At 69.3% G+C, this 20,341-nt stretch carries 16 protein-coding genes and 3 tRNA genes; 8 read left to right on the forward strand and 11 right to left on the reverse strand.

The features are described 5' to 3' along the window. Positions 1-40: 40 nt before the first annotated feature. The gene (sbnB, locus tag ACWCPY_RS08035; RefSeq protein WP_451263500.1) at positions 41-1,081 is read left to right on the forward strand and encodes a 2,3-diaminopropionate biosynthesis protein SbnB; all 1,041 of its coding nucleotides are present in this window, start codon (positions 41-43) and stop codon (positions 1,079-1,081) included. On the opposite strand, the gene ACWCPY_RS08040 is transcribed toward sbnB, so the two are convergent. Further along, positions 1,072-1,914 carry an AfsR/SARP family transcriptional regulator gene (locus ACWCPY_RS08040; RefSeq protein WP_451263718.1) on the reverse strand — a complete coding sequence of 281 codons (843 nt, stop codon included), beginning with the start codon at positions 1,912-1,914 and terminating at the stop codon, positions 1,072-1,074. The two genes, sbnB and ACWCPY_RS08040, sit on opposite strands and share 10 nt — an antisense overlap. Positions 1,915-2,764: 850 nt before the next feature. On the opposite strand from ACWCPY_RS08040, the gene sbnA reads away from it, so the two are divergent. Together sbnA and ACWCPY_RS08050 are read left to right on the forward strand one after the other, a co-directional pair. Next, complete coding sequence (sbnA, locus tag ACWCPY_RS08045; protein WP_451263501.1) at positions 2,765-3,736, forward strand: 2,3-diaminopropionate biosynthesis protein SbnA; 972 nt, start codon at positions 2,765-2,767, stop codon at positions 3,734-3,736. Positions 3,737-3,807: 71 nt separating this feature from the next. Further along, complete coding sequence (locus tag ACWCPY_RS08050) at positions 3,808-4,839, forward strand: TauD/TfdA family dioxygenase (protein WP_451263502.1); 1,032 nt, start codon at positions 3,808-3,810, stop codon at positions 4,837-4,839. 57 nt (positions 4,840-4,896) lie between these two features. Here ACWCPY_RS08050 and ACWCPY_RS08055 read toward each other — a convergent pair whose 3' ends face one another. From ACWCPY_RS08055 to ACWCPY_RS08070, 4 genes are all read right to left on the reverse strand, one after another. Continuing rightward, a complete protein-coding gene (locus ACWCPY_RS08055; protein ID WP_451263503.1) occupies positions 4,897-5,724 on the reverse strand; it encodes a glycoside hydrolase domain-containing protein in 828 nt (275 codons plus the stop codon). A gap of 200 nt (positions 5,725-5,924) precedes the next feature. Further along, positions 5,925-5,998: transfer RNA gene (locus ACWCPY_RS08060), tRNA-Ile, on the reverse strand. Positions 5,999-6,231: 233 nt separating this feature from the next. Further along, positions 6,232-6,304, reverse strand: a tRNA-Asn gene (locus ACWCPY_RS08065). 5 nt (positions 6,305-6,309) lie between these two features. Next, positions 6,310-6,382 (reverse strand) — tRNA-Asn (locus ACWCPY_RS08070). Positions 6,383-6,576: 194 nt separating this feature from the next. Between ACWCPY_RS08070 and ACWCPY_RS08075 the strand changes: the two genes are divergently transcribed. The 4 genes from ACWCPY_RS08075 (at position 6,577) to ACWCPY_RS08090 (ending at position 12,224) form a co-directional block, all read left to right on the forward strand. After that, on the forward strand, positions 6,577-6,876 hold the full coding sequence (locus ACWCPY_RS08075) for a YtxH domain-containing protein (protein ID WP_451263504.1): 300 nt from the start codon (positions 6,577-6,579) through the stop codon (positions 6,874-6,876). Between the two features lie 69 nt (positions 6,877-6,945). Beyond that, on the forward strand, positions 6,946-8,391 hold the full coding sequence (locus tag ACWCPY_RS08080; protein WP_451263505.1) for an FGGY family carbohydrate kinase: 1,446 nt from the start codon (positions 6,946-6,948) through the stop codon (positions 8,389-8,391). A gap of 168 nt (positions 8,392-8,559) precedes the next feature. Next, complete coding sequence (locus tag ACWCPY_RS08085; protein WP_451263506.1) at positions 8,560-10,293, forward strand: ABC transporter ATP-binding protein; 1,734 nt, start codon at positions 8,560-8,562, stop codon at positions 10,291-10,293. Continuing rightward, positions 10,293-12,224: an ABC transporter ATP-binding protein gene (locus ACWCPY_RS08090; protein ID WP_451263507.1), complete on the forward strand. Its 1,932-nt coding sequence runs from the start codon at positions 10,293-10,295 to the stop codon at positions 12,222-12,224. The genes ACWCPY_RS08085 and ACWCPY_RS08090 overlap by 1 nt, the downstream gene beginning before the upstream one ends. A gap of 120 nt (positions 12,225-12,344) precedes the next feature. Here the strand turns inward: ACWCPY_RS08090 and ACWCPY_RS08095 are convergent, their stop codons facing one another. The 4 genes from ACWCPY_RS08095 to ACWCPY_RS08110 form a co-directional block, all read right to left on the reverse strand. Continuing rightward, the gene (locus ACWCPY_RS08095) at positions 12,345-13,427 is read right to left on the reverse strand and encodes an RNA polymerase sigma factor (RefSeq protein WP_451263508.1); all 1,083 of its coding nucleotides are present in this window, start codon (positions 13,425-13,427) and stop codon (positions 12,345-12,347) included. A 203-nt stretch (positions 13,428-13,630) separates the two neighbouring features. Then, positions 13,631-15,538 (reverse strand): DNA primase, encoded by a 1,908-nt coding sequence (gene dnaG, locus ACWCPY_RS08100; protein WP_451263509.1) that lies wholly within the window; start codon positions 15,536-15,538, stop codon positions 13,631-13,633. Positions 15,539-15,640: 102 nt separating this feature from the next. Further along, positions 15,641-16,900, reverse strand: coding sequence for an NAD(P)/FAD-dependent oxidoreductase (locus ACWCPY_RS08105; RefSeq protein WP_451263510.1), 1,260 nt, complete (start codon positions 16,898-16,900; stop codon positions 15,641-15,643). A gap of 92 nt (positions 16,901-16,992) precedes the next feature. Beyond that, on the reverse strand, positions 16,993-18,309 hold the full coding sequence (locus tag ACWCPY_RS08110; protein WP_451263511.1) for a deoxyguanosinetriphosphate triphosphohydrolase: 1,317 nt from the start codon (positions 18,307-18,309) through the stop codon (positions 16,993-16,995). Between the two features lie 197 nt (positions 18,310-18,506). On the opposite strand from ACWCPY_RS08110, the gene ACWCPY_RS08115 reads away from it, so the two are divergent. Beyond that, the gene (locus tag ACWCPY_RS08115) at positions 18,507-19,220 is read left to right on the forward strand and encodes a SanA/YdcF family protein (RefSeq protein ID WP_451263512.1); all 714 of its coding nucleotides are present in this window, start codon (positions 18,507-18,509) and stop codon (positions 19,218-19,220) included. Positions 19,221-19,239: 19 nt separating this feature from the next. On the opposite strand, the gene cutA is transcribed toward ACWCPY_RS08115, so the two are convergent. Beyond that, positions 19,240-19,578, reverse strand: coding sequence for a divalent-cation tolerance protein CutA (gene cutA / locus ACWCPY_RS08120; RefSeq protein ID WP_451263513.1), 339 nt, complete (start codon positions 19,576-19,578; stop codon positions 19,240-19,242). Between the two features lie 78 nt (positions 19,579-19,656). Then, the gene (locus tag ACWCPY_RS08125; RefSeq protein ID WP_451263514.1) at positions 19,657-20,283 is read right to left on the reverse strand and encodes an NADPH-dependent FMN reductase; all 627 of its coding nucleotides are present in this window, start codon (positions 20,281-20,283) and stop codon (positions 19,657-19,659) included. Positions 20,284-20,341 lie beyond the last annotated feature (58 nt).

A 20,341-nucleotide genomic window follows, 5' to 3' on the forward strand; every position in this document is an offset into this window, starting at 1 on the left:
TGATCCCATCCCACCGGCCCGACCTGTCGGAAAGGCAGCCATGAACCAGCCCGCTCCCTCCCCCGCCCCCTCTTTCAGCGTGATCCCGGGCGCCCAGGTGCACGAGGTGATCAACGGGAAGGAGGACGAGGTCACGCGGATCGTCGAGGCCGCCTACCGATTGCACGGAACCGGCCACACGGTGAATCCCGACTCCTACTTCCTCACTTTCCCGGACCGCCCTTCGTCACGGATCATCGCGCTGCCCGCCTCCCTGCGGGGAGAGGACGCCGTGCACGGGATCAAGTGGATCTCGAGTTTCCCCGAGAACGTGGCCGCCGGCATTCCGCGCGCTTCCGCGGTCCTGATCCTCAACGACGCCCGCACGGGCTATCCGTTCGCCTGCCTCGAAAGCTCCGTCATCAGCGCGGCGCGCACCGCGGCGTCCGCGGCACTGGCCGCGGACGAGCTCAGCAAACAGCGGGGCGGGCGTCCGACCCGGGTAGGTTTCTTCGGCACCGGGCTCATCGCCCGTTTCATCCACTCCTACCTTGCCGGAAACGGCTTCTCCTTCGACGAGTTGGGCATTCACGATCTCTCGGCCGAGCACGCGGAGGCCTTCCGCGGCTATCTCGCACGGACCGAGGACGGACAGATCACGGTCCATGCGACGGCGGAGGAACTGGTCAGGTCCTCCGACCTGGTCGTCTTCGCCACCACTGCGGCCCGGCCGCATGTGACCGATCCCGAATGGTTCACCCACAATCCCCTGGTCCTGCATATCTCGTTGCGCGATCTGTCACCGGAGATCCTGCTGGCGTCGCACAATGTCACCGACGACATCGAGCACTGCATGAAGGCCAACACCTCGCTGCACCTGACCGAGCAGCTGGTCGGCCATCGCGCGTTCGTGGCCGGCACCCTGTACGACGTACTGACCCGGCAAGTGGTCTGCCCGCCGGATCGGCCGGTCGTCTTCTCCCCGTTCGGCCTCGGAGTACTGGACCTGGCTGTGGCCAACCACATCTACAACCAGGTATCCATGAAAGGCTCCCTGCACACCGTCGCCGATTTCTTCACCGAGCTGAAGCGTTACGGATGACCGGCCCCGTTCACCGCGAGCAAGGACTCGCGGTGCCACGGGGAGTCCTCGCCGGCCGGGTCGGCCTCCGCCGGGCCGACCAGCACCTCACGTTCCAGCTCGCCGACGCTGCCGGTGAGGATCGCCTGGTACGTCCGGCGGAGCGCCGGGCCGGGATCCACCCCGAGCTCCTCGTCCAGCAACCGTCTGCCCTCGTGGAAGACCGTGAAGGCATCGGCCTGCCGGTCGCCGACGTAGAGCGCCAGCATGAGCTGGGCCCGCAGCCGCTCCCGCAGCGGATGGGCGTGCACCAGCCCGACCAGCTCCGAGGTGAGCTGCGCGTGCCGGCCGAGCGCCAGGTTCGCGGAGATGCGGCTCTCCAGCGTCTCCATGTAGGCCTCCTCGATGCTCGGCCTCTCGGTGTCGCCGAGATGCTCGGTCACATCGGTCAGGGTGGGCCCCCGCCAGAGACCGAGTGCGGCCCGCAGCAACTCCGCGGCTCTCCCGTATCTCCCTTCCCGCAGGGCGGCCCGGCCGGAGTGGGAAAGCGTTGTGAAGTCGCCGTAATCGAAGCACCCAGAGGTGATCCGCAGCATATAGCCCGACCCTCTGCGCATTATCTCGACATGATTTTCCAGATGTCGCCGCAGACGCGAGGCGTATGTGTATATCTGCGCCTGGTAAGTTCCTGGAGGTCGTTTCCCCCAGAGGGCCTCGCCCAAGCGATAGTCAGGGAGTACGCGTTCACCGGCCAATAATAAAGCGGCAAGCATGGTGCGCTGCTTCGTCCCGTTGAGCGGAATCTCTTCGCCATCCACCCAGGCTCCGACCGGGCCGAGAATCCTGAATTCCATCAACTTGAACTCCTCCTTGGTCACATCAGGGACAGATGGCACACGAGGCAACGTTGTCGCTTTTTCTGGAATAGGGAGAACTCTCGGCTGGAAAGCGCACTCTCAGTTGTGCACTGCACCGCAACAATGGGCACTGGCCGATACGCGACAGAAAATCACGGGAGTGGACGCAGCGCCAGAAGGCATGCGTCGAGGGCGGCCGGCAGGTAGGCGGTCACTTTCCGCAACAACCCCGGATCGACCGGCGCGGTCGCCGAACTAGCAAGAGAAGCATCGGTCCCGCCCCCGTCCCGTACCCGTGAGCCGTAAAGCGCACGGTCTGGTGATCGATTCATCGCCGCCTCAGCGACTGTATGTGTGCTCAGGGACAGGAGTCAACAGTCATTTAATTGCGAAGTACCGGTCGCCCGGGACGTATTCGGACCGCTCATTTGGCCAAATCACACAGGGTGAAATCACTTTGATCATGCATTTAGCCAAGTCGTTACGGCATGCCTGAATCATGGCGATATTGGCCCGTCACGCAATGCATCGCCGCTGCTCAATGACCTGCAAAGAAATCAAGGCAGGAACATGCAACAGAAAGTTGGCAGATTTGAATGCCAGACTCCGGATCCAGTGCACCACAGAAGCCCGCGGATGGCACATCCATCGCCCCGGCAGCCCTCTCCAGCACCTCCGGGAGGACTGCGAAGACTGATACAACTGCCCTTTCCCTGTGCGCCCGGACGACCTTCACGAGCCGGAACCGCACCCGCCGCCATATCTCGTATAGCTCAAATATCGAACCAATTGCGAACATTGACGAGCGGGCCGGCTGGAGCTTCTTGACGAGAATGGGTTGCATTACGTGACGGCTATCATCTCGAATCCCACAGATTTCAATGTCGAGGATCTCTACGTCGATCTGCGTCCGAGCACGGGGTACCCGCTCCTCCTGAAGTGCGAGGGCTTCAATTTCGCCGGCTCCGTCAAGCTGAAGGCTGCCACCGAAATGGTGGAGGCGAAGGAACGTGACGGGGAGCTGTTCCCGGGTGCGACGCTGATCGAATCCTCCTCGGGCAATATGGGCGTCGCACTGAGCATCGTGGCGGCCAGTCGCGGCTACCGGTTCATCTGTGTGACCGACATTCGCTGCACACTCGCCGCCCGGCGGCTGATGGAGGCCTTCGGCAGCGAGGTGCATGTCGTCACCGAGCCGGACCTGGAGAACGGGTTCCTCGCCGCCCGGCTGTCGTACGTGCGACAGCTGTGCGCGGCGAACCCCGGATACCTGTGGCTCAACCAATACGCCAACGACGGCAACTGGATGGGCCACTACCGGACCACGGGGGCCGAGATCGCCAAGGCGTTCCCCCTTCTCGACCTGTTGTTCGTCGGAGCGGGAACGACCGGGACCCTGATGGGATGCGCCCACTATTTCCGCGCGAACCAGCCGTCGGTCACCATCGTGGCCATCGACGCCGTCGGTTCGGTGACGTTCGGTGAACCCTCGGGCCGGCGCATGATCCCCGGTCTCGGCTCCGGCGTGCGGCCGGGGATTCTCGACATGTCGTGCGTGGACGACGTCGTCCACGTCTCCGAGGCCGAGACGGTCAGGATGTGCCGCGAGCTCGTGAGACACGGCTTCCTCTTCGGTGGCTCGACGGGAACCGTGGTCAGCGGCGCACTCGCCTGGATGAAGGCGAACGGGGTGAGCGACGACGTCACCGCGGTCGCCATCTCACCGGATTTCGGAACGAACTACCTGGAGACGATCTACAACGACGAGTGGCTGGCGCAGTCGTACGCCCCGCAGTCGCTGTCGGACCGGAGCACGTAGACGAGGCGTTCGAAGCCTGCCCGGCCGTGTGCCCACCCGTTTACCCCGAACCAGGATCGGAGACATCCCGGATGACCCCGGAAACCGCCCTGCCCCAGCCGACCGGCCTCCCCATACAGTCCCTGCCCGGCAAGCCGCCGGTCCTCCGGACACCGCGGCTGGCCGGCCAGGCGTCCGCACGAGCTTGGGTCGTGGAGCACATCGAGGCCATCCGGACCGAACTCCTGCGCCACGGACACCTTCTGATCCGGGGCCTTCCCATCGAGCGGCAGGAGCACTTCGCCGGGCTGCGCGACGTCCTGGTGCGGCAGCGAGCCGCATACAGGGAGAAGGCCACACCCCGCAGCGACTTCGGCGCCGACGTGTACTCGTCGACCGACCTCCCCCCCATGCAGACGATCCGCCAGCACAACGAGAACAGCTACACCCTGGACTTCCCCGGACTGCTGCTCTTCTGCTGCCTCGACGCCCCCGACACGGGCGGCGCGACCACGGTCGCCGATGTCCGTCGGGTACGGGAGGCTCTGCCCCCCGACCTCGTGGAACGCTTCCGCGCCACCGGTTGGCTACTGAACCGCAACTACCACGCCCACGCGGGACTCCCGTGGCAGACCGCCTTCTCGACCGACGAACGCGAGGACGTGGCCGAGTACTGCGAACGCAATCTCATCGGCCACTCCTGGCAGGGGGAGGCCGGGCTGCGCACCGTCCAGAGGCGCTCGGCACTCGTCCGCCATCCCCGGACCCATGAGGAGGTGTGGTTCAATCACGCGGCCTTCTGGAGCCGTTGGTCCTTGGACAAGGACGTCCGGGACGTCATGGAGATGACCTTCGGAACGGACGGGCTGCCGTTCGACACGGCGTTCGGCGACGGCAGTGCGCTGACGGCCCACGACGTGGACGCCCTCAACAAGGCCTACGACTCCGCCACCCGGCGCGAGAGCTGGCAGCCGGGTGACCTCATGCTGGTCGACAACATCCTGTCCGCGCACGGGCGCGACGCCTATCGCGGCAGCCGCCGGATCCTCGTCGCGATGGGCGAACCGATAGCCCTGCGCGACGCCTCGCCGACCGTGTCACCTGCTCCGGGCCCGCTCACCTGAGCCGGCCCGATCCGGACGAGAGACCCCCGGGTGCCGGTCGACGACCACGCGTTCCCGTCAGCCGATGATCGCGACCGGGGCGTCCCATGCGTTGCGGTCGACGGTGATGGTGTAACCGCCGCGGGTCTCCTTGCTGTTGACCATGTACTGGTGGCCGCGGCTGTGGTCGGTGAACTGGGTCGGCTTCCACGGCCAGTCCGTGGTGGTCGTGTTCTTCTTGTCCCACAGCGCGTACCAGAGGTTGCCCGGCAGGTCCGTCCGGTTCGTGGCGGTGGCGATGGCCTTGGCGCTGGAACTGCTGAAACCGTAGAAGCCTCCGCGGTACGTGGCATCGCGCAGAGTCCTGGTGAAGGAGCGTACGTACGTCAGGACGGCGTCGTTGCACGCCTTGTCGGTGATGTCGTACGGCTCCATGTCCAGGTAGATGGGACTGCCGGCCTTCATCCCGAGTGCCGATGCCTTGGCCACCGCGTCCTTGGCGTTGCTCGCACCGACGGAGGCGGCCGTGGAGGAGGTGAACTTCTCGGGGTTCGCGCTCTTCTGGCAGGGTGGCTGCGCGCCGACGTAGAGCGGGATGAGCTTCCAGCCGGTGGTGCTGACCGACTTCACCCAGGACTTGGTCAGGTTGGGCTGGGCGCAGCCACGGTTCTTCCCGCCGATGTAGACGGCGGCGGCGCCGTAGAACCCCGTGTGCCACGCCTTCATCGCAGTGAGCGAGGGTGCGGTACACGTGTCGAACGCCCGGCCCGTGTAGGTCTTCTGCGCAGGCCAAGCGGTGGCCGCCATGGACGTCTGTGCCGCAAACCCGGCACCCGCGACCCCGACGGCACCCGCCGTCGCCCACGCGATGTAACGGCCCTTCTTGGACAGCCTGTGTCTGGACATTCCCCACCCCATTCAGTTGCGGCTCACGGCCGCATCCGAAGCACCCACGAACGGCGACCGGCAGGGACCTGCGACAGGACCCCGCTGCGGCACGCGAAGGCGCGCGTTCGCCGCGCCTCCGTGAGCCGTCCGCTGCACGCGAAATGCCCCACAAGAACGTGTTTCCCCAGGCCAAAACGATTCTGCCTGGGGTTGCTCGGTGGGGCGGGTGGGACTCGAACCCACGGCCGACGGATTATGAGTCCGCTGCTCTAACCGGCTGAGCTACCGCCCCTTTTCGGCGTGGCGCGTACAAGTGTGCGCGCCGTCTGCCGCAGCATAGCCGGTCATACGATCTCTCGCTCCGGATGGTCGGCTTCGCATGACCATGAAGACCTCGGTGTCGGCCGTCCGGTTCCGTACGGAGCGAAGTACACGCGAAAGAGTCGCATGCATCCCAGGCGCACCACGGTGACGACCGCCGCCGGGCATGCGAAAGAGGACCCCGTGGGGTCCTCTTCCGTTCCGCTCCCCCGACTGGACTCGAACCAGTAACCCTCCGGTTAACAGCCGAATGCTCTGCCAATTGAGCTACAGGGGATCGCGCTCCCCCGACTGGACTCGAACCAGTAACCTGCCGGTTAACAGCCGGCTGCTCTGCCAATTGAGCTACAGGGGATTGCTGCGTCTGCACCGAACCCTACCTGCCTGGCTGCTGCCGGGCGGCGCGCGTTCGCTGCGACACATACATTAGCGCAAGCAGGGGGGTGCTTTGCCAATCGGTATCCCCCGGGGTGATCTCCGGTGCCCGCGGGTAGGCGGGCAGCACACGTCGCACTGAGCTTCGCAGTGAGTCAAAGAAGGGTGGCAGCCATGCGGTACCGGCTCACGTTCATCGCCGGACTGGCCCTCGGATACGTGATCGGAACAAGGGCCGGGCGCGAGCGCTACGAGCAGATGAAGAAGTCCGCACGCCAGTTCGCCCAGAATCCGGCCGTGCGCAACACCGCCGAGTCCGCGGCGCAGGGCGGCCGTGACCTGGCCGGCAAGGCGTACCACGCGGTGAGCGAGAAGGTCGGCGAGAAGGTCCCCGCCTCGGTGGCCGGCCGGGTGCGCTCGCTGCGGGACCGCGGCCGGAACGGCGAGGACGACTGGGGCACCAGCAACACGTAGCGGGGCCGCCCCCGTCACTGCCGCACCACCGGTACGGAAAAGCCCCGGCGGTGCGGCAGAATCTTGTGCATGGGGATAGTCGCCGGCTTGGACAGTTCTTCCGCCTTCACGCACATCGTCGTCTGCGATGCGGACACCGGCGCCGTGCTGCGCCGGGGGTTCGCCGCGCACCCCGTCGAGGCGAAGGCCACCGAGGTCGATCCGCAGGCGTGGCTGCTCTCGCTCGGCGAGGCCGCCACCGGCGGGCTGCTCGAAGGGGTGCAGGCCATCGGCGTCTCCGCCCAGCAGCACGGCCTGGTGCCGCTGGACCACCAGGGCAATCCGGTCCGCCCGGCGCTGCTCGGCAACGACAAGCGGGCGCAGGCCGCCGCGGCCGATCTGATCGACGGGCTCGGCGGGCGGCAGGCCTGGGCCGAGGCGGTCGGGGCGGTGCCGCAGGCCGCACAGCCGGTGGCGAAGCTGCGCTGGCTGGCGCGCAACGAGCCGGAGGCGGCCCGGCGGGTGGCCGCGGTGCTCCAGCCGCACGACTGGCTGGTGTGGCAGCTGCTGGGCCGTCCGGCCCGGCGGACCACCGACCGGGGCGCCGCGTCCGGCACCGGCTACTGGTCGGCGGACACCGGTTCCTACCGGCCCGATCTGGTGGAGATGGCGCTCGGCCACCAGGCCGCGCTCCCCGAGGTGCTCGGCCCCGCCGACGCGGCCGGGACGACGCCCGAGGGGCTGCTGATCTCCGCGGGGACCGGCGAGACGATGGCGGCGGCGTTCGGGCTCGGGGTCGGGGTGGGCGACGCGGTGGTGTCGCTGGGGGCGTCGGGCTCGGTCATGGCGGTGCATCACGAGGCGCTGTCCGATCCGGCCGGGATGATCACTTCGTTCGCGGACGCCACCGGGAAGCATCTGCCGGTGGTGCACACCTCCAACGCGGTACGGGCGCTGCGCGGGACCGCCGAGATGCTCGGCGTGGAGGGCCTCGAAGAACTCTCCGCGCTGGCGCTGAAGTCCACGCCGGGCGCCTCCGGGCTGGTGCTCCTGCCGTACCTGGAGGGCGAGCGGACGCCTCGGCTGCCGCACGCCGCGGGGACGCTGTGCGGGCTGCGCCGCGAGTCGATGAGGCCGGAACACCTGGCGCGGGCGGCGTTCGAGGGGATGCTGTGCTCGCTGGCCGACGCGCTCGACGTGCTGCGCGGCCGGGGCGTCGAGGTGCGGCGGGTGTTCCTGCTGGGGGCGGCGGCCGAGCTGCCCGCCGTGCGGGGGCTCGCCCCGGCGCTGTTCGGTACGCAGGTGGTCGTGCCGCAGCCCGCCGAGTACGCGGCACTGGGCGCGGCCCGGCAGGCGGCCTGGGCGCTGGGGGTCTCGCAGGGGACGGCCGATCCGCTCGCTCCCCCGGCCTGGCAGGGCGCCGCGGCGCAGGTGCTGGAGCCGGGCGAGGAGCTGGCGGCCGGGCAGGCGGTGCGCCAGCAGTACGTGGCCACGCGGGACCAGATCCACCCCGGAGCGTTCGACTCCGCGGGCTGAGCCGCCCACCTGTGCGACACGGCCGGGTACACCGGTGGAGATGACCCCCTCCACTTGTGTACTCGGTCTGTTTTTTGACCTGGTCTTGAGTAAAATCGCTCGCAGTCACTGCCACCGGTGCCGGAAAATGGATCGACTCCCGCCCTCTGCCGACTCCGAGAGACACGCGTGCTCATAAAACTCCTGCGGGCCTATCTCGGTCCGTACAGAAAACCCATCCTGCTGCTGGTTCTCCTCCAACTGCTGCAGACCTGCGCCAGCCTCTACCTGCCCACCCTGAACGCCGACATCATCGACAACGGCGTCGTCAAGGGGGACACCGGCTACATCCTCGAATTCGGCGGCATCATGATCGCCGTCAGCATCGGCCAGGTGGTCTGCAACATGGGGGCCGTCTACTTCGGCGCCCGTACCGCGTCCGCGCTCGGCCGCGACATCCGGGCGTCGGTCTTCGACCAGGTGCAGTCCTTCTCGGCGCGTGAGGTCGGGCGGTTCGGGGCACCCTCGCTGATCACCCGTACGACCAACGACGTCCAGCAGGTCCAGATGCTGGTGCTGATGACGTTCACCCTGATGGTGTCGGCCCCGATCATGTGTGTCGGCGGCATCATCATGGCGCTCGGCCAGGACGTCCCGCTGTCGGCGGTGCTGCTGGCGGTGGTGCCGGTGCTCGGCATCGCGGTGAGCCTGATCGTGAAGCGGATGCGTCCGCTGTTCCGCACCATGCAGGAGCGGCTCGACACGGTGAACCGGGTGCTGCGCGAGCAGATCACCGGCAACCGCGTCATCCGCGCCTTCGTCCGTGACGGCTACGAGGAGGAGCGCTTCCGCGGCTCCAACACCGAGCTGACGGACGTGGCGCTGTCCACGGGCCGGCTGATGGCGCTGATGTTCCCCACCGTGATGACGGTCGTGAACGTCTCGTCGATCGCCGTGCTCTGGTTCGGTGCCCACCGCATCGACAGCGGCGGCATGGAGATCGGCGCACTGACCGCCTTCCTCGCCTATCTGATGCAGATCGTCATGTCGGTGATGATGGCCACCTTCATGTTCATGATGGTGCCGCGCGCCGAGGTCTGCGCCGAGCGCATCCAGGAGGTCCTGGAGACCGAGTCCAGCGTGGTCCCGCCCGTCAAGCCGGTCCGCAAGCTGCTCGCCCACGGTCATCTGGAGGTGCGCGGCGCGGACTTCCGCTACCCGGGCGCCGAGGAGCCGGTGCTGCGGTCGGTGGACCTGGTGGCCCGCCCCGGCGAGACCACCGCGATCATCGGCTCGACGGGCAGCGGGAAGTCGACGCTGCTCGGGCTCGTACCGCGGCTGTTCGACGTGACGGACGGCCAGGTGCTGGTCGACGGCACGGACGTGCGGACGCTGGAGCCGGCGCTGCTGGCGAAGACCGTGAGCCTCGTGCCGCAGAAGCCGTATCTGTTCTCGGGGACGGTCGCGACGAACCTGCGGTACGGAAACCCGGACGCGACCGACGAGGAGCTGTGGCACGCGCTGGAGGTCGCGCAGGCCAGGGAGTTCGTCACGGCGTTGGAGCACGGTCTGGACGCGCCGATCGCGCAGGGCGGCACCAATGTCTCGGGCGGGCAGCGACAGCGGCTGGCCATCGCCAGGACGCTGGTGCAGCGGCCGGAGATCTATCTCTTCGACGACTCGTTCTCCGCGCTCGACTACGCCACCGACGCCGCGCTGCGCGGGGCCCTCTCGCAGGAGACGGCCGAGGCGACCGTGGTGATCGTGGCGCAGCGGGTGTCCACCATCCGCGATGCGGACCGGATCCTGGTGCTGGACGAGGGCCGGGTCGTCGGCTCCGGTACCCATCACGAGCTGATGGACGGCAATGAAACGTACCGGGAGATCGTGCTCTCCCAGCTGACGGAAGCGGAGGCCGCGTAATGGCCGGGCCTGGCGGACGCATGATGGCGGGCGGGGCGCCGACCGACCGGTCGATGGACTTCAAGGGGTCCTCGAAGCGGCTGCTGAAGCGCTTCGCGACGGAGAAGACCTCGCTGTACGTGATGCTGCTGGCCTCCGTGCTCAGTGTCGCTCTCTCGGTGATCGGGCCGAAGATCCTCGGCCGGGCGACCGACCTGGTCTTCGCCGGGGTGGTCGGCCGGCAGATGCCCGGGGGGACGACCAAGGAACAGGCCGTCGAGGGCCTGCGCAAGAGCAACAGCGGCCTGGCCGACATGCTCTCCGGGGTGGACTTCGTCCCCGGTCACGGCATCGACTTCGGTGCGGTGGGCGACGTACTGCTGGTGGCGCTGGCGGTCTATGTCGGCGCCGGTCTGCTGATGCTGGTGGCGACCCGGCTGTCGATCCGGGTCATCAACCAGGTCATCTTCCAGCTGCGCGAGGACATCCAGACGAAGCTGTCCCGGCTGCCGCTGTCGTACTTCGACCGGGCCAAGCGCGGCGAGGTGCTCAGCCGGGCGACGAACGACATCGACAACATCTCCCAGACGATGCAGCAGACGATGGGCCAGCTCATCAACTCCCTGCTCACCATCGTCGGCGTGCTGGTCATGATGTTCTGGGTCTCGCCGCTGCTGGCGCTGGTCGCGCTGGTGACGGTGCCGCTCTCGGTGGTCGTGGCCACGAAGGTCGGCAAGCGCTCGCAGCCGCAGTTCGTGCAGCAGTGGAAGGTGACGGGCAAGCTCAACGCCCACATCGAGGAGATGTACACCGGGCACACCCTGGTGAAGGTCTTCGGCCGGCAGGAGGAGTCCGCGAAGGACTTCGCCGAGCAGAACGAGGCACTGTACGAGGCCGGTTTCAGGGCGCAGTTCAACAGCGGGATCATGCAGCCGCTGATGATGTTCGTCTCCAACCTGAACTACGTGCTGATCGCCGTCGTGGGTGGTCTGCGGGTCGCTTCGGGGACGCTGTCGATCGGTGACGTGCAGGCGTTCATCCAGTACTCGCGGCAGTTCTCGATGCCGCTGACACAGGTCGCCTCGATGGCGAACCTGGTGCAGTCGGGTGTCGCCTCGGCCGAGCGGATCTTCGAGCTGCTGGACGCCGAGGAGCAGGGCGTCGACCCCGCGCCCGGCGAGCGCGAGCGTCCCGAGGAGCTGCGGGGCAGCGTCGCGCTGGAGAAGGTGTCGTTCCGTTACGACCCGGAGAAGCCGCTCATCGAGGATCTGTCGCTGAACGTCGAACCCGGTCACACGGTCGCGATCGTCGGCCCGACGGGCGCCGGCAAGACCACGCTCGTCAATCTGCTGATGCGGTTCTACGAGGTGACGGGCGGCCGGATCACGCTGGACGGGGTCGACGTGACGAAGATGTCGCGCGACGAGCTGCGGCAGGGCATCGGCATGGTCCTCCAGGACACCTGGCTGTTCGGCGGTTCGATCGCGGACAACATCGCGTACGGCGCTTCGCGCGAGGTCACCCGCGAGGAGATCGAGGAGGCGGCGAAGGCGGCCCACGCCGACCGGTTCATCCGTACCCTGCCGGACGGCTACGACACGGTGATCGACGACGAGGGCACCGGCGTCAGCGCGGGCGAGAAGCAGCTGATCACCATCGCGCGGGCGTTCCTGTCCGACCCGGTGATCCTGGTGCTCGACGAGGCGACCAGCTCCGTCGACACCCGTACGGAGGTGCTGATCCAGAAGGCGATGGCGCGGCTGGCCCACGGCCGTACGAGCTTCGTGATCGCGCACCGGCTCTCCACCATCCGGGACGCCGACGTGATCCTGGTGATGGAGAACGGATCGATCGTCGAACAGGGCACGCACGAGGAGCTGTTGGCTGCCGAGGGCGCCTACGCCCGGCTGTATTCGGCGCAGTTCGCGCAGGCGGTCGCCGAAGTCGACTAGGGCGAGTGTGCGTGCCGGGCCCCGCGAGCCCGGCATGATCCAAACCAGAGGCCCTGGGCGCACCGTCCGTTCGGATACGAGGGCCCGTACCGCCGCCCGGCGGTGCGGGCCCTCGTGCCGTCAGTCGAGGTAGCCGCGGAGCTGGTCGGCGAAGGCGTGGTCGCGCAGCTTGTTGAGGGTCTTGGACTCGATCTGGCGGATGCGTTCGCGGGTCACGCCGAAGATCCTGCCGATCTCCTCCAGGGTACGGGGCCGCCCGTCGTCCAGCCCGTAGCGCAGCTGGACCACCTTCCGCTCGCGCTCGCCCAGCGTCGAGAGCACCGCTTCCAGGTGCTCGCGCAGCAGCAGGAACGCGGCGGACTCGACCGGGGACGCGGCGTCGCCGTCCTCGATCAGGTCGCCGAGGGCGACGTCCTCCTCGCCGACGGGGGCGTGCAGCGAGACGGGTTCCTGGGCGAGCCGCAGGACTTCGCCGACCCGCTCCGGGGTGAGGTCGAGCTGGCCGGCCACCTCCTCCGCCGTCGGCTCGTAGCCGCGTTCCTGGAGCATCCGGCGCTGGACGCGTACGACGCGGTTGATCAGTTCGACGACATGGACCGGGACCCGTATGGTCCGCGCCTGGTCGGCGAGGGCGCGGGACATGGCCTGCCGGATCCACCAGGTCGCGTACGTGGAGAACTTGTAGCCCCGCGCGTAGTCGAATTTCTCGACGGCCCTGATCAGCCCGAGGTTTCCCTCCTGGACCAGATCGAGCATGGTCAGCCCGCGGCCGACATAGCGTTTGGCGACGGAGACGACGAGCCGGAGGTTGGCCTCGATGAGGCGGCGCTTGGCCATCCTCCCCATGACCACCAGCCGGTCGAGGTCTACGGCCAGCCGGGTGTCCGGGTCGGGGGTGCTCGCGAGCCGTTCCTCCGCGAAGAGCCCGGCCTCGACGCGGCGGGCGAGCTCCACCTCGTCGGCGGCGCTGAGCAGGGGGATCCGGCCGATCTCCCGCAGATACTGCCGGAAGAGGTCGGAGGACGGACCGGCGGTCTCCGGACGGCCCCGCGGCTCGGGCGCCCGGGGCGGCTCCTCCATGAGCGGCTCCGGCGGCTCGTCCGGTGTCGGCGGCTCCACCGCGCCCTCCGGATGGTGCACGGCCCGGTTCTGCGCGGGGATGGCCGAGACATGCTCGGTTTCGGTCAGGGTCCGGGTCTGCACGGGGGCGACCTCCAGGTGATCGCTGCCGGACCGCGGGGATGGAGGACCACCGTTCGGTGGGCCGGCCGCGCTCCGATGTCTCAGGCACCGCCCCCAGTGTGGGGGAAGACACATCGCCGCCACGAGGGGCGTGCGGCGACTTTCTGAGTCCGGTCCGTGACCGGCCGGTTACGCGGGGGCGCTCCCGCCGCCGGGGCGGCGCGTCAGAGCGCGTCGGCCCCGTTGCTGCGCAGGGACTGGGCGTACTGCTGGAGCACCCAGACCTCGTTCTGCGCGGCCGCCAGATGGTCCGGGGCGACATTGCTGCCGAGCCGGGCGAGGCTGCCCTGTACGTCGTCGATCCGGCGGTCCACGGCGCGCAGCCGGACCTGGACGAGCTGCATGCCCGCGTAGTTCTCGTCGATGGTCTTGCCGTGGAAGACCTCGACGGCGAGCTCGGTGACCAGGTTGCGGACCGTGTCGTTGGGGGCCGCGTCCAGGACCTGGACCAGGTATTCGCGGGTCTCGGGGACGCCCAGCTCGGCGCCGCCGGCCTCCGCGATGCACTGCCTCACCGCCGCGTACGGCGGGGCGGTGAACTCGTCGGCCCCGTAGGCGTCGAAGGCCGGGGAGACCAGGGCGGGCTTCTGCAGGGCGAGCTTCAGCAGCTCGCGCTCGGTGCGGTGGGCGGGGCTGCGGAGGTTGAGCGCGGGGCCGGAGGGGGTGGCGGGGGCCTGGATCCGTTCGTCGCGGCGGCCGCCGCGGGAGGGCGGCTGGGCGGGGCCCCGCTGGTCCCCCCGCTCACGGGCCCAGCGGGCGAGTTGGCCGACGCGCTTGACGACGAACTGGGTGTCCAGGATGCCGAGCATGCCGGCCAGCTGGACGGCGACCTCGTGCTGCGAGGAGCTGTTCTTGATCCGGGCCACGACGGGGGCCGCCTCGTCGAGCGCGGCGCCGCGGCCCGCCGGGGTCTCCAGGTCGTAGCGGCCGACGATCTGGCGGAGCGCGAACTCGAAGAGCGGGGTGCGGGGTTCGACCAGGTCACGGACCGCCTCGTCGCCCTTGACCAGGCGGAGGTCACAGGGGTCCATGCCGTCCGGGGCGATCGCGATGTACGTCTCCGCGGCGAACTTCTGGTCGTCCTCGAAGGCGCGCAGGGCGGCCTTCTGCCCGGCCGCGTCACCGTCGAAGGTGAAGATCACCCGGGCGCTGCCGTTGTCCATCAGGAGCCGGCGCAGGATCTTGATGTGGTCGCCGCCGAAGGCCGTGCCGCAGGTGGCGATGGCGGTGGTGATCCCGGCGAGATGGCAGGCCATGACGTCGGTGTAGCCCTCGACGACCACGGCCCGGCTGGCCTTGGCGATGTCCTTCTTCGCCAGGTCGATGCCGTACAGCACCTGGGACTTCTTGTAGATCGAGGTCTCGGGGGTGTTGAGGTACTTCGGACCGTTGTCGTCGTCGCGCAGCTTGCGGGCGCCGAAGCCGACGATGTCTCCGGAGGTGTCGCTGATCGGCCACATCAGCCGGCCGCGGAAGCGGTCGATGGGGCCGCGCCTGCCGTCCTGGGAGAGGCCGGAGGTGATCAGCTCCTTGTCGCTGAAGCCCTTGCCGCGCAGATAGCGGGTGAGGTGGTCCCAGCCCGCCGGGCTGTAGCCGACGCCGAAGTGGGCGGCGGCCGCCTGGTCGAAGCCGCGCTCGGCGAGGAACTTCCGGCCGATCCCGGCCTCGGGTCCGTCCAGCTGCTCGACGTAGAACTGGGCGGCCACCTTGTGTGCCTCGACCAGCCTGATGCGCTCGCCGCGCTGGTGGGAGGGGTTGTAGCCGCCCTCCTCGTACCGCAGGGTGATGCCCGCCTTGGCGGCGAGGCGCTCGACGACCTCCGCGAACGTCAGATGGTCGATCTTCTGCACGAAGGCGATCGTGTCGCCGCCCTCCTGGCAGCCGAAGCAGTGGAAGAGACCCTTGCTCGGGCTGACCTGGAAGGAGGGGGACTTCTCGTCGTGGAACGGGCAGAGGCCCTTGAGGTTGCCACCGCCCGCGTTGCGCAGCTGGAGGTACTCGGAAACGACGGCGTCGATCGGGACCGCGTCCCTTACCGCCTTCACGTCGTCGTCATTGATCCTGCCTGCCACGGGTGAAGTCTACGGGTGGGGTACGACAGCCGTGGAGCGCGCCGATGTGATCCGTGGAACCCGGCGGTGCCGCGCGCAGCGGCGGGGCCGGTCCGGCACGGCTCAGGACAGGGTCTCCAGCGGTACGGACGGGTCCGCCAGCGCGTCCGGGTCGATCTGCCGGCCGGACCGGATGAGCCCCTGCACGGTCTCGGTGACGTCCCACACGTTGACGTTCATCCCGGCCAGCACCCGGCGGTCCTTCAGCCAGAAGGCGATGAACTCCCGTTTCCCCGCGTCGCCCCGGATGACCACCTGGTCGTAGCTGCCCGGCGGCGCCCAGCCCGAGTATTCGAGGCCGAGGTCGTACTGGTCGGAGAAGAAGTACGGCACCCGGTCGTAGCCGACCTCCTGGCCGAGCATGGCGCGGGCCGCGGCCGGACCGCTGTTCAGCGCGTTCGCCCAGTGCTCCACGCGCAGCCGGGCGCCGAACAGCGGGTGGTCCGCATTGGCGACGTCACCGGCCGCGAAGATGTGCGGGTCGCTGGTGCGCAGGGAGGCGTCGACGGCGATGCCGCCGCCGTCCGCGCGCGGGGCCATGGCGAGCCCGGCGGTCTCGGCGAGGGCGGTGCGGGGCGCGGCGCCGATCGCGGCGAGGACGTCGTGGGCGGGGTACTCCTCGCCGTCGTCGGTGCGGACGGCGAGCACCAGGCCGTCCTGGCCGATGATCTCGGTGAGGCGGACGCCGAAGTGGAAGCGGACCCCGTGGTCGGTGTGCAGATCGGTGAAGATCTGGCCGAGCTCGGGGCCGACGACCTGGTGCAGCGGGGTCGGCTCCGGTTCGATGACGGTGACCTCGGCGCCGTAGCCGCGCGCCGCCGCCGCGACCTCCAGGCCGATCCAGCCGGCCCCGGCGATCACCAGGTGGCCGTTGTCGCGGCCGAGTGCGGCCAGTACGTTGCGCAGCCGGTCGGCGTGGGCGAGGCGGCGCAGATGGTGGACGCCGGCCAGGTCCGTGCCCGGAACGGGGAGGCGGCGCGGCTCGGCCCCGGTGGCGAGCAGCAGCTTGTCGTAGTGGACGACGGTGCCGTCGCCGAGCTGTACGGCGCGGGCCTGCCGGTCGAGCGAGGTGACGGGCTGCCCCAGGTGCAGCTCGATGTCGGCACCCGCGTACCAGGCGGTCTCGTGGACGAAGACGCTGTCCCGGTCCTCCTTGCCGGAGAGGTAGCCCTTGGAGAGCGGAGGGCGTTCGTACGGATGGTCCCGTTCGTCGCCGAGCAGGATCACCCGCCCGCTGAAACCCTCCGCCCGGAGCGTCTCGGCTGCCTTCGCTCCCGCCAGCCCTCCGCCGACGATGACGAACGTCCGATGTGCGTCGACCACTTGATGCCTCCTGGGTGCTTGCTTCGCGGCGCCGCCATCTGCGAGCGTCCCGCACGCAGCGTGATGGCGAAAGAGGGTGTACCCCGATCAGGTCACACCCGGTGTCTGCGTTCCGTGAACGACGCGTGCAGAGAGCGTGCCGAGGCGTCGGTCAGGGCGGCGATCTGGTCGACCAGGACCCGCTTGCGGGCCCTGTCGTCGCGGGCGGCGTCGAACAGCGCCCGGAACTGGGGTTCCAGTCCTTCGGGGGCGCGCGCGGTCAGGGCGGCGGCCAGTTCGGCGATCACGATCCGCTGGTCGGCGCGGATCGCCTCCTGCTCGGCGCGCTGCATGACGTAGCGGTCGGCGACCGCCTTGAGCACGGCGCATTCGTTCCGGGTCTCGCGGGGGACGACCAGTTCGGCGGCGTACCGGCCGAGGCGGCCCGTTCCGTAGGTGTGCCGGGTGCCGCTCTCGGCGGCGAGGCAGAACCGGCCGATCAGCTGGCTCGTCGCGTCCTTCAGGCGGGCCTGGGCGACGGCGGACCCGTCGTAGCCGTGCGGCCACCAGTCCTGGGCGATGAGCCGGTCCAGGGCGTCGGCCAGCTCCTGGGGCTCGGTGTCCGCCGGTACGTAGCGGCCGACGGCGACCGCCCAGATCTCGTTGCGCTCCGGTTCGGCGTAGAGGCAGTCGGGGTCGATGTGGCCGGCGTGCAGCCCGTCCTCGAAGTCGTGCACGGAGTAGGCGACGTCGTCGGACCAGTCCATGACCTGGGCCTCGAAGCACTTGCGGTCCTTCGGGGCCCCCTCGCGGGCCCATGCGAAGACCGGCAGGTCGTCCTCGTACACCCCGAATTTCGGGGAGCCGGGGTCGGTGGGGTGCTGGCCGCGCGGCCAGGGGTACTTGGTGGCGGCGTCCAGGGCGGCCCGGGTCAGGTTGAGCCCGACGCTGACCAGCTCGCCGGTGCGGGTGTCGGGGACGAACCGCTTCGGTTCGAGCCTGGTCAGCAGGCGCAGCGACTGGGCGTTGCCCTCGAAGCCGCCGCAGTCCGAGGCGAAGTCGTTGAGCGCCTGCTCGCCGTTGTGGCCGAACGGCGGGTGGCCCAGGTCGTGGGCGAGGCAGGCGGTCTCGACCAGGTCGGGGTCGCAGCCGAGCGCCGCGCCGAGCTCGCGGCCGACCTGGGCGCATTCGAGGGAGTGGGTGAGCCGGGTGCGGGGGCTGGCGTCCCAGGCGTGGCTGCGGGTGCCCGGGGTGACGACCTGGGTCTTCCCGGCGAGCCGTCGCAGCGCGGCGGAGTGCAGCACCCGGGCGCGGTCGCGCTGGAAAGCCGTACGGCCCGGGCGTTTGTCCGGCTCGGTGTCCCAGCGCTCGGAGTCGGCCGCGCCGTAGGGAGCCGTGCCGTGGTCCTGTGTGCTGTCCATGCCGTCCATGGTTCCGACAGTAAACGGCCGGGCCGACAAGAAGGCTCAGGCGGCGGCCCGGAGATGCCCGTCGGCCGGATTTCCGCCGTTGCGGTTCTGCGGGTTCCGTTTGTGACCGGGTGACGGATTCTGCCCGTTCGAGAACCCTTTCGACCCAGGAGTCGTCCGATCCTATGGAACGACGGAGTACGGAACGAGGGATTCCCATGCGGGTGAAGTGGCCGGGACGACAGCTGCCCGGGCGATTGCGGCCCCGGTGGCCGCGGACGCGGCGTGGGCAGCGGAGGGCCGTGCAGGGGGTGATGGTCGCGTGTGTGCTCGCGCTGGCGCCCTCGACCTGGACGTACGCCGCCGCCGGTTCCCGGGTCGGGACGACGGCGGACGCGCCCGCGCACGAGGTGGCCGTGGTGTTCGGGGCGGGGCTCTGGAAGGGCAGGCCGTCGGCGTATCTCGCCAACCGGCTGAAGACCGCCGCCGAGCTGTACCGGGACGGGAAGGTGAAGGTCGTGCTCGTGACCGGTGACAACAGCCGGAAGGAGTACGACGAACCGGATGCCATGCGCACCTATCTCAGGGAGCACGGGGTGCCGGACCAGCGGATCGTGAGCGACTTCGCCGGCTTCGACACCTGGGACTCGTGCGTGCGGGCCAAGAAGATCTTCGGGGTCGACCGCGCGGTGCTGGTGAGCCAGGGGTTCCACATCCGCCGGGCGGTCGCGCTGTGCCGTACCGCGGGGATCGACGCGTACGGCGTCGGCGTGGATGCCGTGCACGACGCGACCTGGTACTACGGCGGGACGCGGGAGGTGTTCGCCGCGGGGAAGGCGGCGCTGGACGCGGCGTTCGGGCGCGACCCGCACTTCCTGGGGCCGCGGGAGCCCGGGATCGGGGAGGCGCTGGCGGCGGAGCACGGGCGGTAGCCCCGGGGCGGGCCCGGGGCTACAGGGACGTGACCGGTGCGGTCTCGGCCGAGACCCAGGCGAGGTAGCGGGCGCTGCCCCGTACCACCGGGATCGCGACGATCTCCGGGGTCTCGTAGTCGTGCGCCGCCCGGAGATGGGCCTCCAGCTCGTCGTACCGCTCGGTCGTCGTCTTGAACAGCAGCTGCCACTCCTCGGTGGTCTCGATGGCGTTCTGCCAGCGGTAGACCGAGGTGACGGGCGCGGAGATCTGGACGCAGGCGGCGAGCCGTGCCTCCACCACGCCCTGCGCCAGGGCATGGGCCTTCTCCTCACTGTCCGTCGTGGTCAGTACGGTCAGCCATGCCGGCGTCGTCACCTTCGGCTCCTGCGGGGTCGGTCCTGTGTGTCCCGGTACCCGTCGATTGTCCAGGACGCCGCGGCGCGGCGCTTGCGGTCAGGCGCCGTACGGGCGGACGGCCTTGGCGTCGCGCAGGGCGTGCCCCCACCAGACCAGCTGGTCGAGCAGCACCTTGGCCGCCGCGTCGCAGCCCTCCGGGTCCAGGTGCCTGCCCTCGTCATCGAACAGGGCGCCCGCGTTGTGGAAGGACACCGTCTCGCGGATGCCGACGGTGTGCAGCTCCGCGAAGACCTGCCGCAGGTGCTCGACGGCGCGCAGCCCGCCGGAGACCCCGCCGTACGAGACGAAGGCGACGGGCTTGGCCTGCCATTCGGCGCGGTGCCAGTCGATGAGGCTCTTCAGGGGGGCCGGGTACGAGTGGTTGTACTCGGGCGTGACGACGACGAAGGCGTCGGCCGCCGCCAGCCTGGACGCGACGGCCGCGAGCCGGGCCTGTGCCCCGGTGTCGGGGCGGTAGGAGAGGGCGACCGGGAGGTCGAGTTCCGCGACGTCGATCAGATCGGTCTCGATGTCGGGGTGCGGGGCGGTGTGCGAGAGGAACCAGTCGGCGATGACGGGTGCGAACCGCCCCTCGCGGTTGCTGGCGAGGATGACCGCGACCTTCAGGGGTGCGGTGGCGCCGGTCGTGGATGCGGCGGACGGGGCAACTGTGGTGAGGTCCATGCGGAAAGACTCGTATGTCAACCACACTTGAGGTCAAGCCCGTCCGGCCGGGTCCTGC

Source organism: Streptomyces sp. NPDC002403 (genome assembly GCF_053593015.1).